General features: G+C 71.1%; 13 protein-coding genes. 7 read left to right on the top strand and 6 right to left on the bottom strand.

Annotated features, from left to right (window positions below; genetic code table 11):
- Window positions 1-20: 20 nt before the first annotated feature.
- The 5 genes from IPJ78_13180 to IPJ78_13200 form a co-directional block, all read right to left on the bottom strand.
- The gene (locus tag IPJ78_13180; protein MBK7907496.1) at window positions 21-3,131 is read right to left on the bottom strand and encodes an efflux RND transporter permease subunit; all 3,111 of its coding nucleotides are present in this window, start codon (window positions 3,129-3,131) and stop codon (window positions 21-23) included.
- Entirely contained in the window at window positions 3,128-4,354 is a 1,227-nt protein-coding gene (locus tag IPJ78_13185) for an efflux RND transporter periplasmic adaptor subunit (GenBank protein MBK7907497.1), read from the bottom strand. The genes IPJ78_13180 and IPJ78_13185 overlap by 4 nt, the downstream gene beginning before the upstream one ends.
- Window positions 4,351-5,562 carry a TolC family protein gene (locus IPJ78_13190; protein ID MBK7907498.1) on the bottom strand — a complete coding sequence of 404 codons (1,212 nt, stop codon included), beginning with the start codon at window positions 5,560-5,562 and terminating at the stop codon, window positions 4,351-4,353. The genes IPJ78_13185 and IPJ78_13190 overlap by 4 nt, the downstream gene beginning before the upstream one ends.
- A 93-nt stretch (window positions 5,563-5,655) precedes the next feature.
- Window positions 5,656-7,002 carry a HAMP domain-containing protein gene (locus IPJ78_13195; protein ID MBK7907499.1) on the bottom strand — a complete coding sequence of 449 codons (1,347 nt, stop codon included), beginning with the start codon at window positions 7,000-7,002 and terminating at the stop codon, window positions 5,656-5,658.
- Window positions 6,999-7,679 (bottom strand): response regulator transcription factor, encoded by a 681-nt coding sequence (locus tag IPJ78_13200; protein MBK7907500.1) that lies wholly within the window; start codon window positions 7,677-7,679, stop codon window positions 6,999-7,001. Before IPJ78_13200 ends, IPJ78_13195 begins: the two co-directional genes overlap by 4 nt.
- Window positions 7,680-7,715: 36 nt before the next feature.
- Between IPJ78_13200 and IPJ78_13205 the strand changes: the two genes are divergently transcribed.
- The 6 genes from IPJ78_13205 (at window position 7,716) to IPJ78_13230 (ending at window position 13,887) form a co-directional block, all read left to right on the top strand.
- Window positions 7,716-8,825 (top strand): patatin-like phospholipase family protein, encoded by a 1,110-nt coding sequence (locus IPJ78_13205; protein MBK7907501.1) that lies wholly within the window; start codon window positions 7,716-7,718, stop codon window positions 8,823-8,825.
- Window positions 8,826-8,855: 30 nt separating this feature from the next.
- A complete protein-coding gene (gene acnA / locus IPJ78_13210; protein ID MBK7907502.1) occupies window positions 8,856-11,603 on the top strand; it encodes an aconitate hydratase AcnA in 2,748 nt (915 codons plus the stop codon).
- 183 nt (window positions 11,604-11,786) lie between these two features.
- Window positions 11,787-12,665, top strand: coding sequence for a hypothetical protein (locus IPJ78_13215; GenBank protein MBK7907503.1), 879 nt, complete (start codon window positions 11,787-11,789; stop codon window positions 12,663-12,665).
- A gap of 53 nt (window positions 12,666-12,718) precedes the next feature.
- Window positions 12,719-13,225, top strand: coding sequence for a DUF2202 domain-containing protein (locus IPJ78_13220; GenBank protein MBK7907504.1), 507 nt, complete (start codon window positions 12,719-12,721; stop codon window positions 13,223-13,225).
- Window positions 13,226-13,377: 152 nt separating this feature from the next.
- A complete protein-coding gene (locus IPJ78_13225; GenBank protein ID MBK7907505.1) occupies window positions 13,378-13,551 on the top strand; it encodes a redoxin domain-containing protein in 174 nt (57 codons plus the stop codon).
- A 9-nt stretch (window positions 13,552-13,560) separates the two neighbouring features.
- Window positions 13,561-13,887 (top strand): redoxin domain-containing protein, encoded by a 327-nt coding sequence (locus IPJ78_13230; protein MBK7907506.1) that lies wholly within the window; start codon window positions 13,561-13,563, stop codon window positions 13,885-13,887.
- Between the two features lie 67 nt (window positions 13,888-13,954).
- Here the strand turns inward: IPJ78_13230 and IPJ78_13235 are convergent, their stop codons facing one another.
- Window positions 13,955-14,449, bottom strand: a complete 495-nt coding sequence (locus IPJ78_13235) for a hypothetical protein (GenBank protein ID MBK7907507.1) — start codon at window positions 14,447-14,449, stop codon at window positions 13,955-13,957.
- Between the two features lie 137 nt (window positions 14,450-14,586).
- Here IPJ78_13235 and IPJ78_13240 point away from each other — a divergent pair, with 137 nt between their 5' ends.
- A complete protein-coding gene (locus tag IPJ78_13240) occupies window positions 14,587-15,894 on the top strand; it encodes a DUF4147 domain-containing protein (GenBank protein MBK7907508.1) in 1,308 nt (435 codons plus the stop codon).
- Window positions 15,895-15,899: the final 5 nt, after the last annotated feature.

The raw sequence follows: 15,899 nt of genomic DNA on the forward strand, positions 1-15,899 counted from the left end.
CCGTCAATCCACCTGAGGACTCAGGTCGCCCACTCCGCCTCGGCCGCACGGGAGTCCTCGCCCGCCTCTTCCTCCGCACGCGCCAGCTCCCATCGCGTGAGCGCCCGGTACAGTAGCGGCAGCACGAACAGCGTGAGGAACGTCGAGGTGACGAGCCCGCCGATCACGACGCTGGCGAGCGGGCGTTGCACCTCGGCGCCGGCACTCGAGGAGATCGCCATGGGCACGAAGCCGAGGCTGGCGACGAGCGCGGTCATGAGGACGGGACGCAACCGATCCATCGCGCCGTCGCGCACCGCCTTCTCGAGGTCGAGCCCGCGATCCCGCAGATGATTGAGGTGCTCGACGAGCACGACCCCGTTGAGCACCGCGATCCCGAAGAGCGCGATGAAGCCGATGCTCGCGGAGAGGTTGAGGTTGAGTCCGCGCAACCAGAGCGCCGCCACGCCGCCGACCAGCGCGAAGGGGACGTTCAGCAGCACGAGCCCGGCCTGCGAGACGGAGTCGAACGAGAGGAAGAGCAGGAAGTAGATGAGCAGCAGCGCGGCGGGGACGACGAGCACGAAGCGGCCGAGCGCGCGCTGCTGGTTCTCGTACTGCCCACCCCACTCGAGGAAGACCCCGGCCGGCAGGTCCACCTGCGCCTCGACGTTCGCGCGGACCTCCTGCACGAAGCTGCCGAGGTCGCGGCCGCGGACGTTGGCCATGACGAGCGTGCGCCGCTGCGCATCCTCATGGGCGATGAGCTCGGGGCCCATCACCGGCGTGAGGCGCGCGAGCGAACCGAGCGGGACGAGGCCGCCGTTCGCCGTGCGCACCGTGATGCGCTTGAGCGCCTCGAGGTCGCCACGGTTCACGGCCGGCAGCCGGACCGCGACCCCGATCCGGCGCGGGCCGTCGACCAGTTCGGTCGCGACCGTCATGCCGGTGCCCAGATCGAGTGCCTCCTGGACATCGGCGACGCTCACGCCGTAGCGCGCGAGGGCGCCGCGGTCGACGTCGACGCGATACTGGCCGCTACCGTCGGCGATCTCCACCGAGACGTCGGCCGCGCCCTCGACGCCGGCGACGATGCCGCGGATCCGTTCGCCGAGACGTTCGTTCACTTCGCGGTCCGGGCCGACGACCTTGATGCCGAGGTCGGTGCGGATGCCGCTCTCCGCTTCGTCGAGCCGCATGGCGAGCGGCTGCGTGAACGAGACCTCGAGCCCCGGGATGTCCTGCAGCGCGCTGTCGAGCGCGGCGACGAGGCCCTCGCGGTCGCTCGCGGTCGTCCATTCCTCGCGCGGCTTGAGGATCACGTACGTATCGCCCTCGAAGAGCCCCATCGCCTCGGTCGCGAGGTCGGGACGCCCTTCCTTCGTCACGACGGTGATGACCTCGGGGAACCGCTTGATGATCCGTTCGGCCGCGCTCGAGAGCCGTGTCGCCTCACCGAGGGAGATGCTCGGCAGCCGGCGCGTCGTGATCAGGATGTTGCCCTCGTCCAGCTTGGGCATGAACTCGGTGCCGATCCAGGCGAAGGACGCCATCGCGACCACGACGGCGGCGGCGGACGACACCACCACGAGCCGGGTGCGCTGGAAGACCCACTCGAGGCCACGCCCGTAGGACGCCTTCAGCGCGTCGAAGAAGCGATTGGGCTTCTCGCGCGCATGCCGCAGCAGCATGTGCGACATCGTCGGCACGTAGGTCAGCGCGAGGAGCAGCGAGCCGAGCACCGCGGTGACGACGGTGAAGGCCATCGGCTTGAACATGCGGCCTTCCATCCCGTCGAGCGTGAAGATGGGGATGTAGACCGCGACGATGATCGCGATGCCGAAGAGGATCGGCCGGCCGACCTCGACCGCGGCGGAGAGGAACAGGGAATCCCGATCCCCGTGCGCCCCCTCCTCGAGCCGTCGCACGAAGTTCTCGACCATCACGACCGACGCGTCGACGATGAGGCCGAAGTCGAGCGCCCCCAGGCTCATCAGGTTCGCCGAATACCCGAAGAGCTTCATCCCGGCGAAGGCGAAGAGCATCGAGAGCGGGATGACCGACGCGACGATGAGCGAGGCGCGCACGTTGCGCAGGAACAGGAAGAGCACGGCGATGACGAGGAGACCGCCCTCGATCAGGTTCTTCGTGATCGTCGAGGTCGTGCGCGCCACGAGTTCGGTCTGGTCGTAGAACGGCGTGATGTGCACGTGGGCCGGGATCCCCTGCTTCACCTCCTCCATTCGCGCGCGCACGCCGGCGATCACCTGACGCGAGTCGGCACCCTTGAGCTTGAGCACCATCCCCGTGACGACCTCGCCCTTGCCGTCCTGGGTCACCGCGCCCTGCCGCGGCAGCGCGCCCTGCTCCACGACGGCGATGTCGCGCACGAGCACCGGCGCACCGCCCCGGGTCGACACCACCATCCGGCCGATCTCGTCGAGCGACTCGGCGCGACCGACCCCGCGCAGCGTGAACCGCTCGCCGGCGTTCTCGACGTAGGCGCCGCCGAACGCGCGGTTGTTCGCCCCGAGCGCATCGTGCACCTCCGCGAGCGTGAGGCCGCGCGACGCGATCTTGGACGGGTCGACGACCACGTGCACCTGTTCCGTGTAGCCGCCCCACGAGTTGACCTCGCTCACACCGGGGACCGTGCGGAGGCGCGGGCGGATCGTGTAGTCGTGCAGCGTCTTGAGGTCGGTGAGCGACATCGAATCGCTCGTGACCGTGTACTGGTACAGCTCACCCATGGGCGTGGAGACCGGTCCGAGCCCCGCTTCGATCCCCGTCGGCAACGCGCCCTTCGCATCGGCGAGGCGCTGCTGGACGAGCTGGCGCGCGAAGTAGACGTCGACGTCGTCGGGGAACGAGACGGTGATGATCGAGAGCCCCTGCTTCGACACGGAGCGCACGCCCTCGGCGCGCGGGATCCCCATCAGCGACGACTCGATCGGATACGTCACGAGCCGCTCGATGTCCTCCGGCGGCATCCCCGGCGCGGGCGTGATGACCTCCACCCGCGTGCCGGTGAGGTCGGGGAACGCGTCGAAGGGCAGGTGCGTGAGCGCGTAGAGACCGCCGATCACGAGCGTGAGCGCGCCGCCGATGACGAAGAACCGCTGCTTCAGCGCGAACGCGATCAGGCGGTTCATTCGCCTCCCTCCGCCGCCGCGCGACGCTTGAGGATCTCCGCCTTGCCGATCGCCGCGCCGCTCCCCAGGACCGAATCGCCCTTCACGACGCCGCCGAGGATCTCGGCGAAGGTCGAGGTGCGGCGACCGACCTTGACCGCGCGCGCCTCGAGCAGCAGCCCTTCACCCATGCGGGACCCGAGCACGACGACGGTGTCCCCTTCCATCACCTGGATCGCACCCATCGGCACGGCGAGCACCTTCGCGCCCGTGGCGCCCATCAGCTCGGCATCGGCGGTCATCTCAGCGCGCAGCAGGCGTTGCCCGTCGCCGCGGATCGCGGCCCAGACCTCGATGGCCCGCGAGAGCGAGTCGACCACTGGGGCCACGCGCGACACCCGCGCCTCGAACACGCGCCGGGGATACGCCGGCACCTCGAAGTGCACGACGCCTCCCATCGCGATGCTCGCCACCGCCTCCTCGGGCAGCCGCACGACGACCCCGAGCATCCCCTCGCGCGCGATGGTCACGAGCGGCTGCCCCACGAGGACCACCTGGCCCGGCTGCGCCTCTCGCCCGGTGACGACCCCGTCGAATGGCGCCCGGATGAGCGCGGCATGTTCATCGGTCCCGGCCGGCGTTCCGCTCCCGACCAGATGTTCCACGAACGCGGTCGCTCGCTCGAGCTCCGCATGCGCGGCGTCGCGCCCGGCGGCGGCGGCGGTGCGCGCGGCACGGGACCGCTCGACCTCTGCCTGCGACACGGCGCGCGCGGCCAGCAAGCGTTCGGCGCGGCCGGCCGCCGCGTCGGCGACCGACGCCGCGGAATCGGCGGAGATCGCGGCCGCCTTCGCGGCCGAGAGCTTCTGGCGCGCGTCCATCACCTCATGCGAGTGGATCACCGCGACGATGTCGCCCTCCCTCACCAGGTCCCCGGGGAAGACCTTCACCTCCAGCACGCGCCCCTCGACGATGCTGCCGAGCGGCTGGGTGGACCCGGGATCGAGGCTCACGCGCGCCGGGACCTTCCAGGCATCGCTCCAGGCCTGCTCGGCGACGGCGACGAGCTCGAACTGGCCGATCGCGACCGCTTCGGCGGAGAGGAGGGCCGTGTCGGCGACGACCGCCGCTTCGGGGACCGCCGCCGCGTCGCCGCCGCAGGAAACGAGGAGCGAGGCGGGCGCGACGAGCGCGAGGACGAGGCGTGCCGCGCGCGCAGCGCGGCGGGGAGCGACGAGGATCACGGAACCTCCACGGCGGGCGCGCCGATGGCGCGCCGCAGGTCAAGTCGAACGAGCGCGCGGTCGAGGGTGCCGCGCACGTAGTCCGCGCGCGCGTCGGTCGCGGCGCGGAAGGCATCGAGCAGTTCCACGAGCGAGGAGGCGCCCTCGCGATACGCCGCCTCGGCCGCGTTGGCGACGATCCCCGCCTGCGCGACGAAGGTGCCGTCGAATCCTGCCGCCCCGGCATCGAGCGCCTCAGCGGACGCGAGCGCCGCGCGCACCTCGGTGGCGACACGCAACTCCGTCATGCGCCGATCGGCGGTCGCCGTGAGCAGCTCGCCGGCGGTCCGCTCGCGGTTGCCGCCGTTGAGGTTGAGCAGCGGTGGCGTGAGGACCAGGCCGAACTGCGCGGTGGCATATCCGCCGGTACCCTTGTAGCCGCCGCTCAGTCCGACATCGGGAACGGCCCCGCGCGACTCGGCGACACGACGCCGCTCTGCGGCACGCTCGGCCGCCCGCGCGGCAGCGAGATCGGGGCGATCGCGTTCGGCCGCGGCGAGCGCCGCCTCGAGCGTCGGGAGCTCCGAGAACGTGAGGATCGGCTCGGCGATGGCGACGGTCGCGGGATCCGGCTGTCCGATGATCGCTGCGAGCTGTGCGCGGGCGGCGGCGGCCGCAGCGACCGCCTGTGCCGCCGCGAGGCGCGCCCGCTGCGCCTCGATCCGCATGCGATACGCCGCGGCCTCGGAGACCTCCCCTTCGGCCGCGCGCAGTGAGTCGAGCTGCGCCACCCGTGTCGTGAGCTCCGACTGCTCCCTCGCGACCGTCGCGAGATGCTCCGCGGCCCATGAGTGCCACCAGGCGCGTGCGGTCGCGAACTCCGCGGCGCGCGTGAGCGCGAGCGCGTCCGCCGCGGCGCGTTCGCGCGAGGCGCCGAGCGCCGAGCGGAGCGCGAATCGCCGCCCCGTGACGTCGATCGGCACCGTGAGCGTGGCGAAGTCATCGAACGGGATCGGCGCACCCTGGTTCTCGCGCCGGAGTTCGAGGGTGGGATTGGCCCATTGGGCGTCGGTGCGCGCACGACCGACCAGTTCGGCCCGTCGGCCTGCGGCGGCCTGGGCAGCCGGTCCGGTCGCGGTGGCCGCTCGCACCGCGTCGGCGAGGGAGAGGCGCGGGGGCGCCGATGGCGCCTGCGCGCGCGCCATCGAGGCCAGGCTCACGAAGAGCACGGCGACTCGGAGGGCGCTCGTGGGGGAAGCGTCGTGTCGTGTCATCGCCGGGCATACTAGGCGCCGGGGATGAACCCACGATGAACGGCCCGGCTAGCCGAAGTGGACGATGACCCGGGTACCGACCGCGACGTCCGGATCGAAGACGATCCGAGCGCCGTGCCGCTGGGCGATGGCCTGCGCGATGGCCAGGCCGAGTCCGCTGCCGTCGGGGGCCACCCGGCGGGCGCGGGTGCCGCGGAAGAACCGTTCGAAGAGTCGGGCACGCTCCTCGGGCGGGATGCCGATGCCCTCGTCGGCGACGACGAGCTCGGCGCCATCGGTCCCGCGGCGCGCCGCGACGCGGACGACACCACCGGGCTCCGAGTAGCGGAGCGCGTTCTCCACGAGGACGCCGAGGAGTCGCTCGAGCGTGGCGGCGTTCCCCTGCACCGGCACCTCCTCCGGCACCTCCACCTCGATGCGCATCTGGCGGCGCGAGGCCAGGGCACCGAAGGCGCGCGCACTCTCGGCGACGATGTCGTCCAGATAGACCGTCCGATGGTCCGGGGCACCGCCCCCGGCCTCGGTCCTCGCGAGCTCGAGCAGTTCGTCGACGAGGGCAGACATCGTCTCAAGCTCGTGCTGGGTCTGCTCGAGCGCCTGGCGGTCGGCTGGTGTGGCGGGCACGGAGAGCGCGAGTTCCCCCACGCCGCGCGCGCGCGCGATGGGCGTGCGCAACTCGTGCGCGGCGTCGGCGAGGAATCGCCGTTGGCGCGCGAACGCGTCGTCGAGGCGGTCGAGCAGGGCGTTGAAGCGCAGGCCGAGACGGCCCAGCTCGTCGTGCGGATCCGCGATGGGGAGACGCCCGCCCGCACCCGCGGTGATGCGGTCGGCGGCATCGGCCATCCCCGCGACGGGGCGGAGCGTCCGCCCGGTGAGGACCCATCCCACGACGAACGCGAGGACGAAGGCGAGCGGCACCGCGAGCAGCGCACCCCGATCGACGGCGCGCTCCTGGCGGACGAGGGCCGCGAGCGAGGCCTCGACGCGAACCTCCCAGCCGGGCGCGAGGCGCGGGTTGAGGAGGACCCGTCGCTCGCGGACCGGAGGGGGCAGCTGCGTGGTCGTGGCCGCGCGCAGCGCGGCGGGTGGCTCGAACGTGGTGCCGTCGGGCCGCAGGAACTCGATGTGCCGGTCCGGGATGATCAGCTCGCCGGCGATGTGCGCGAGCGTCGCGTCGATCCGCCGGTACTCGGCCAGCTCGGTGCGGAAGAACCCCTGCACGAGCGCGACGGACGACTCGAGCGAGCGCGTGAACTCCGTTTCGAGCGAGCGGCGCACGAGGGTGCGCGCGACGACCGTGCCCACGAGGAGGATCGCGAGGATGGACAGCGCGTACCACAGGGTGAGGCGAAGGCGGATGGAGCGGCCGCGCGCGGTCCCGACCGCGGGACTCATGCGCCGGTCACCGCGTTGAGCCGGTACCCCGCCCCGCGGACCGTCTCGACCATGGGCGCGTCGCCGGTGGCGTCGATCTTCCGCCGGAGCCGCCCGATGTAGACGTCGATGACGTTGCTGAACGGATCGTAGTTCTGGTCCCAGGCGTGCTCGCTGATGTGCTCGCGCGTGAGGACGGCGCCGGGGTGCCGCATGAGCACCTCGAGCACGGCGAACTCCTTGGTGGTCAGCGCGATGGCGCGCGGTCCCCGCGCGGCGGTGCGCGTGGAGGTGTCGAGGGCGAGGTCGCCCACGCGAAGTACCTGCGGCAGCGATTCGGCGGGCCGCCGCAGCAGGGCTCGCAGCCGGGCGACCAGCTCGCCGAGGGCGTACGGCTTGACGATGTAGTCGTCGGCGCCGGTGTCGAGGCCGGCGATGCGGTCCTCGACCGCATCGCGCGCCGTGGCCATGAGGATCCGGAGCGGTTGCTGGCGGGCGCGGAGGCGCCGGCAGACCTCGAGGCCATCGATGTCGGGTAGCCCGAGATCGAGCATGACCGCATCATATGGGTTGATATTGGCCTCGCGAAGCGCGGTCGTGCCGTCCGGCGCGACGTCCACGGCGAAGCCGGCGTTGCGCAGGTATTGGGCGGCGGTCGCCGCCATCCGCGGGTCGTCCTCGACGAGGAGCAGGCGCATTCGATGGGGAATCTACGCAGACCGGATGCACCGGGCGTGAACGGGAGTTTGGTCCTGCCCCCCAAGGTCGCGCTCGTGCTCGGCGGGGGCGGCCTCAAGGGGTTCGCGCACATCGGCGTGCTGCGCGCCTTCGAGGAGCGCGGCATCCGGCCGACCGTGGTCGCCGGCACGAGCATCGGGTCGCTCATCGCCGCGGCGTACGCGGGCGGGATGCCGATCGCGGAGATGGAGCGCCGCGCCCTCGACCTCCGGAAGAGCGACCTCTTCCGGATCGACCACATCTCGATGGTCACCAAGCGGATGCTCGCGCCCGCGCTCTACCTCGGGAAGCCACTCGAGCGGATCGTGCGCGACATCGTGCCCACCGGGACCTTCCGCGAACTCGGCCGCACGCTCCTCGTGAACACGGTGGACCTCGAGGCGGCGTCGCAGGTGCTCTTCGGCCTCCCGGGCCTCGATGACGTGCAGATCTGGGAGGCGGTGTACGCCTCATGCGCCCTCCCCGGCTTCTTCCCGCCGGGGGTGCTCGCGGGGCGCACCTGCGCCGATGGCGGCATCTCCGACAATGTCCCGGCCCTCGCCGCCTCGCACGGCATGGACGCGGTGATCGCGGTGGACGTCGGGAGCACGAACATCGCGCGCGCGCGGCGGATCAAGGAGAAGGGGTTCGCGGCGATCTACATGCGCTCGGCGCAGATCATGATGAAGTCGCTTCAGTCGCAGCAACTGCTCCAGTGGCAGGGGCCCCCGCTGCTCCTCGTGCGGCCCGCGGTCTGGCAGTTCAACATGTTCTCGTTCGCCCACGTGCGCCGGATGATCGACCTCGGCTACGAGGCGGCGGTGGATGCGCTCGACCGCGCCGGGGCGTCGCTGATGCTCGGCGGCGTCTGGCCGCGGCGGATGGTGGACATCCGGGTCGACCGGGCCGCCTGCACCGGCTGTGCGCTCTGCGTGACGCTGGCACCGAAGTCGATGATCATGGACCAGTCGGGGAAGGCCGAGGTGCTCGTGAGTCCGGTCGAGTGGTCGCGGGCGGACGGGGATTTCGTGCACCAGTGCCCGACGAACGCCATCCATGTGGAGGCGATCGACGGGGCCAACCGCCGGGAGACGATGGAAATGCCGATACTCGAGGACGCCGACTAGATTTGAAGGCTGGACCAACCCACCCCCCATATGGCCTCCAACAACAGCTTCCGCAGCCGCGACACGCTCACCGTCGACGGGCAGCCGTACACGTTCTACCGCCTCGACGCCTTGTCCGGCCTGTCCGGCAACACCGTGTCCCGCCTGCCCTTCTCGCTCCGCGTCCTGCTGGAGAACCTCCTGCGCAACGAGGACGGCGGCTTCGTGAAGCCGGCCGACATCGAAGCCCTCGCCCGCTGGGACGTGAAGCAGCCGGTCGACAAGGAGATCGCGTTCCGCACGGCCCGGGTCCTCCTCCAGGACTTCACCGGCGTCCCCTGCGTGGTCGACCTCGCCGCGATGCGCGACGCCCTTGCCGCCCTCGGCGGCGACCCGACGCGGATCAACCCGCTCCAGCCGGTCGACCTCGTGATCGACCACTCGGTGCAGGTCGACGAGTACGGCGTGGAGGCGGCGGAACTGCTCAACACCAAGCTCGAGTACGAGCGGAACGGTGAGCGCTACCAGTTCCTCCGCTGGGGCGGCACCGCCCTGCGCAACTTCCGCGTGGTGCCCCCGGGCACCGGCATCTGCCACCAGGTGAACCTCGAGTATCTCGGGCAGGTCGCGTTCGTCGGCGAGGAGGACGGGCAGAAGGCCGTCTACTGCGACTCGCTCGTCGGCACCGACTCGCACACGACGATGATCAACGGCCTGGGCGTGCTCGGCTGGGGCGTGGGCGGGATCGAGGCCGAGGCGGCGATGCTGGGGCAGCCGGTCTCGATGCTCATCCCCGAGGTCATCGGCTTCAAGCTCACCGGCAAGCTCCCGCTCGGCGCGATGGCGACGGACCTCGTGCTCACCTGCACCGAGATGCTCCGCAAGAAGAAGGTCGTCGGCAAGTTCGTCGAGTACTACGGCCCGGGCCTCGGCTCGCTCGCCCTCGCGGACCGCGCGACGATCGCGAACATGGCGCCGGAGTACGGGGCGACGATGGGCTTCTTCCCGGTGGATGAGGAGACGCTCAAGTACCTCCGCCTCTCGGGACGCAGCGAGCACCAGGTGAAGCTCGTCGAGGCGTACACGAAGGCGCAGGGCCTCTTCCGCACCAGCGAGACGCCCGATCCGGTCTTCACCGACACGCTCGAGCTGGACCTCTCGACGGTCGTGCCGTCGCTCGCCGGTCCCAAGCGTCCGCAGGACCGTATCGCGCTCACGGGCATGAAGGCGAACTACGCCGAGGCGTTCAAGGCGGAGAAGGAGCGGCTCGCCGCCGCGGCCGCGGCGAAAGCGGGCACGGCGACGGGGGCCGCCGCCGCGACGATGGTCTCCGAGGGCGGCCCGATCGATGCCGTCTCGTCGGTGGACTGCACGCACCGCGGGCACAGCTTCCAGCTCAAGGATGGCGCGGTCGTCATCGCCGCGATCACGTCCTGCACCAACACCAGCAACCCGAGCGTGATGCTCGCCGCCGGCCTGCTCGCGCAGAAGGCCGTCGCCGCGGGACTCTCCACCAAGCCGTGGGTGAAGACCTCGCTCGCTCCGGGCTCGAAGGTCGTCCGCGACTACTTCGACAAGGCCGGCGTCCAGCCGGCGCTCAACACGCTCGGCTTCCAGATCGTCGGCTACGGCTGCACGACCTGCATCGGCAACTCGGGTCCGCTCCCGGAGACCATCAGCAAGGCGATCGACGACGGCAAGCTCACGGTCGCGGCGGTGCTCTCGGGCAACCGCAACTTCGAGGGCCGCGTCAATCCGCAGACGCGCTTCAACTACCTCGCGTCGCCGCCGCTCGTCGTGGCGTATGCGCTGGCGGGCCGCGTCGACATCGACTTCGACAAGGAGCCGATCGGCGTGGGGGCCAAGGGGCCCGTGTTCCTCCGCGACATCTGGCCCTCCACGAAGGAGGTCGAGGACATCGTCCTCACCTCGGTGAAGCGCGAGCACTTCGAGAAGGAGTACGGCGACGTCTTCGGCGGCGACGCCGAGTGGAAGGCGATCAAGGCGCCGACCGGCAGCCGCTACGTCTGGGACGACAAGTCCACCTACGTGAAGCACCCGCCCTACTTTGACGGCATCACGATGACGCCGCCGGGCGTGCAGCGGATCGCCGGCGCTCGCGTCCTCGGCATGTTCGGGGACTCGATCACCACCGACCACATCTCGCCCGCGGGTTCGATCGCCGAGAAGTCGCCGGCCGGCGTCTGGCTCAAGTCGCTCGGCGTGGAGAAGAAGGACTTCAACTCCTACGGCGCGCGGCGCGGCAACCACGAGGTGATGATGCGCGGCACTTTCGCGAACATCCGCCTCAAGAACGATCTCACGCCGGGGATGGAAGGCTGGTGGACGCGGACGACCAAGGACGCCGAACCGACCTCCTTCTATGAAGCGTCCATGGCCTACCAGAAGGCTGGTACGCCGCTCGTCATCATCGCCGGTAAGGAGTACGGCACCGGCTCGTCGCGCGACTGGGCGGCCAAGGGCACGATGCTCCTCGGCGTCCGCGCGGTGATCGCCGAGAGCTTCGAGCGCATCCATCGCTCCAACCTCGTGGGGATGGGCGTGATCCCGCTCGAGTTCGTGAACGGCGAGACACGGCAGTCGCTCGGACTCACCGGCTTCGAGGCGATCACCATCGAGGGCATGAGCGACACGATGACCCCGCGCGCGACGCTCACGGTGAAGGCCGACGGCGGGACGTTCCAGGTGCGCAGCCGGATCGACACGCCGGAGGAGATGAACTACTACCGACATGGCGGCATCCTGCAGTACGTGCTCCGGCAGCTCGCCGCGAAGTGACGGCGAGCAGGAGCGAGGAGCGAGGGGAAGGAGCGAGAGTCGAGGGAGAGTGAGAAGGGCAAGGGGAGAGCGAGCAGAGGGCGCAGAGGCCGCCCGCTCGCTCTCCCCTTCCGCTTCGCGCCCTCCCCCTTTCCTTTTCTCCTCGCTCCTTCCCCTCGCTCCTCGCTCCTTCCCGCGATCCCGATGCGGCTTCGGCTCCTCTACAACCCGGCCTCCGGCCGCGGCCGCGGCGCCCATGCGATCGTCGGCATCCGTGCCGCGTTCGCGCGCTGCGGCTTCACGGACGTGCGGGCGACGACGCACGCGGGCGATGAGGCGCGCTTGGTCAGTGAGGCGATCGACGACGGCGTCGAGACGCTCGTCGTCGCTGGAGGGGACGGGACGTGGAGCAACTGCGCGATCCCGCTCGCCAAGGCCGGCGCCCCGATGCGGATGGCGCTCCTCGCGGCCGGCACGGGGAATGATTTCGCCAAGAACCTCGGCATCGACCCGCGCGATCCGACCGCCCTCGCCGAGCGCCTCGCCGATGGCGGCTTCCGCGAGCGAAGGGCCGACATGGGGCGCGTGGACGACACCTGGTTCCTGAACGTCGCGGGATTCGGCTTCGACGTCCACGTGTCGCACATCGCCGCGCGGTACCATCGGATCAAGGGCCCCGCGGTGTACGTCGTGAGCGCGCTACAGGGAATCCTCACCTACGGCGGACTGCCGATCGGCGTGGATGGCGAGCCGCCGCGGGACCACCTCCTCGCCGTCTTCTCCAACGGCGCCTGGTTCGGCGGCGCGTTCCACATCGCGCCGGGCGCGACGGTCGACGACGGGCGGCTCGACGCCGTGCTCATCCGCGATGTGGCGCGCCTCGCGCGCCTGCCGCTGCTGGCGCGCGCGATCGGCGGCACGCACCTGACGAGTCCCCACGTGCAGCACCGGCGCGTGACGTCCACGACGCTGACCTTCACCGAGCGCCCCTGGTTCGAGGCGGACGGCGAGCTGCGACAGGCCGCGGGCCCGACGGTCGAGGTCGCGAGCGTCCCGGGGGCGCTGCGGATGGTGGACCTCTGATCCGGAGCGCCTAACAACGGTGCGGTGGCGACGTCATATGTACAGATGTACATATGGCATTCAACAAGGAGCTCGCCATGCTACGCCGCCTGCCGCTCGCCGCCGCCCTCGTCGCGACCCTCGCCTGCACCGAGGACAGCACCGTCGTCGCGCCCGCCTATGTCACGCTCACCACGCCGGTCGCCGCCGCGGTCGACACCGCGATCCAGGACGAGTTCCGCGCCGAACAGATCTACCTCCGCGTGCTCGTCGACCATGGGAACGTCCTCCCCTTCTACAACATCGTCGTCGCCGAGCAACGGCATTCGACCTCGCTCGGTGCGATCCTCGAGCGTCGCGGCATCGGCATCCCGGACAGCGACTGGACGCTCGAGAACGTGCCGCGCTTCGCGACCGTGACCGCGGCGTGCGCTGCGGGTGTGGTCGCCGAGCAGGAGAACATCGCGATGTACGACCGGCTCCTCCTGACCGAGCTCCCGAACGACGTGCGCAACGTCTTCACGAACAACCGCCGGGCATCGCTCGACCGGCACCTGCCCGCCTTCGAGAGCTGTCGATGACGCCGCGTCCCGGCGATCCGGAACCCGGCGTCGGGACGCGGGGTCGAACGGGACGACTGGCGGTCCCGCACCCCACCCCGCACAATTCACGCATGCGAACCTCACTCCGTACCCTGGCGGCGCTCGTCGCCTTCGCGGTGGCCTCGCCCGCGATGGCGCAGGACCCCGCCCCCTCCACGGGACCGAAGGTCGGCGACATGGCGCCGGACTTCACGCTCCCCGCGAGCACCCAAGCGGGAGTCACCCCGCGCCCCATCCGCCTCTCCGAGCTCCGCGGACAGGTCGTCGTCATCGCCTTCTTCCCGAAGAGTCGAACCCGAGGTTGAACGGTCCAAATGGAGGCGTACCGTGATCAGTACGCCCAGCTCTTCAACAACGGCAACGGCGTGACCGTGCTGGCCGTCAGCAGCGACGACGTCGAGACCCAGCAGGCGTGGGCTGCCGAAGCGAAGTTCCCCGTCACGTTCGTGAGCGATCCGGCCGCGGTCGCCGGCAACGCCTACGATGTGAAGTATCCTGCCGTGAACATGTTCCGCCGCGTGGTGTTCGTCGTCGACAAGGAAGGGCGCATCGCGCACGTGATGCGGCCGTTCCGCGAGCTCTCCGCCGACGCGTACACCGAGCTCGGCGAAGCGGTGAAAAAGGCCCGCGGCGCCAACTGACGCCCGCGAGACGCACGAAGGGCCCGACCGCGATCGCGGCCGGGCCCTTCGTCCATCATGGTCCCCGTCAGCCGAGCGGCCGGAGTCGTACCCGCACCGGCACCCACTGCTGTGGCTCGATCACATGGAGCACACGGATCTCGTGCTCGCCCGCCACGCCGTGCACGCGTTGGCGGGTCCGCACCTCGATCGAGTCGCCGGGCGCCAGACCCGTCTGTCTCGGCAGCCCCTTGCACTCGGCCCAGTCGGGAGCCGTCGTGAGTTCCAGCGCGCTCTCGAGGTCGAGCCGGCAGACATTCTCGAGGAAGGTGGGCGTGCCGCCGCCGCGGTTCCGCACCACGGACCGGATCTCCACTTCCTCGCCGATCGTCGGCTCCGCCGGAGTGACGGTGACGCGCTGCACGAGTCCACCGAAGAGTTCGATCTCCGTCTCGCCGATCGCCGTACGCAGATCGGCGGTCTCGACCGGCGAACCGCACGCGAGCGGTCCGGCGGCGCTGAGGAGGACCGTCATCGCGAAGAGCGCTCGCGCCACTCCACCGCGCGTGATCGTCAAGGACATGCTGGACTCCGGGAGAAGGTGACGTGCGGGCTCCCCGCAACGAACCCGCCACCTGACGGCATTGCGATCTCCGCGGGACCGACCGATCCTACGCTGGGACCAGTCGCTCGGATCACCGCCAACGGCAGCAGAGGTCCATGACGCACCGGGATGTCGCCTCAGCGCTCCTCGCGATGTACGACGCGGCGATCGACGCGGCCGATCCGGCGCGCGCCGTTCGCGACGGACTGCGCGCGCACGAGGTCGCGCTCGAACTTCGGCGCGACCGGCCGCACTGGATCATCGCGCTGGGCAAGGCGGCGCACGCGATGGCCGGGGAGGCGGTCCGTCATCTGGACGCGAATGGCCTCCGACCTGCCGGCGGCCTCATCGTCGGGCCGAGCGATCGGCCCTCGGCTCACCCGGCCCTGGCATGCGTCGCCGGGGACCACCCGGTCCCGGGTGCACGGTCCGCGCAGGCCGCCGACGCGCTCACGGCGCTCACCGAACGGATCGCGGCGGACGACGTCGTGCTCCTCCTCGTGTCCGGCGGCACGTCGAGTCTCGTCGGCGCGCCCATCCCGGGCGTGCGCGCAGAGGATCTCGCCGCGTTGCATACGCTCCTGCTCGGCGCGGGGGTGCCGATCTCGCGCATCAACGCGGTGCGGAAGCGCTTCTCTCGGTGGGGCGCGGGACGCCTCGCCGAGGCGCTGACCGGTGCCTGCGTCGTACCGATCCTCCTCGCTGACGTGCCCAACGAGGATCCCGCGATGATCGGTTCTGGTCCGGTGAGCCCGGACCCGCTCGACGCGCGCCAGGTCGAGCGCCTCCTGCGCGATGCCGGGATCGCGATGCGCGTGCCGCTCTCCATCGCCGCTTCGCTCGGCGCGATGCGCGCCGGACTCCTGCCGGAGACGCCCAAGCCCGGGCAGGCGGCATTCGCGCAGGTGGCCGAACCGTTCGTGGTCGGCAATGCCGCCGCGCTCGACGCCGTCGGCGCCTGCGCGAGTACCGCCGGGCTCGGTCCCGTGCTGCTCTCCCGCACGCCGTTGCAGGGGGATGCGACCGCTGCGGGGCGGGTGATCGCACACGCCCTCGCCCGCGCTCCGGCGGGCGCCGTGCTGGCGTGGGGGGGCGAGACCACCGTGCGGCTCCCCGACGACCATGGGCTCGGCGGCCGGTGCCAGCAACTCGCGCTCGCGGCGGCCGAAGTCCTCGACGACCTCGACGTGCGGGACGGGTGGTTGCTCGCGGCCGGGACCGATGGGCGGGACGGGCCGGGGAGCGCGGCCGGGGCACGGATCGGACCGGGGGCGTGGCGCGCGAGCGCCGAGGCGGGCGGCGACCCCAAGCGCTCGCTCCGTCGCTGCGATGCCTTCGCCGCGCTCGATGCGGCCGCGGCGATCCTCCCGGCACGCGACACCGGGACGAACGTCATGGATATCGTAGTGGCGGTGCGCGCGTAGCGGGG

The sequence above is a fragment of the Gemmatimonadota bacterium genome (genome assembly GCA_016714015.1).
In the GTDB taxonomy this organism is placed as follows: domain Bacteria; phylum Gemmatimonadota; class Gemmatimonadetes; order Gemmatimonadales; family Gemmatimonadaceae; genus Pseudogemmatithrix.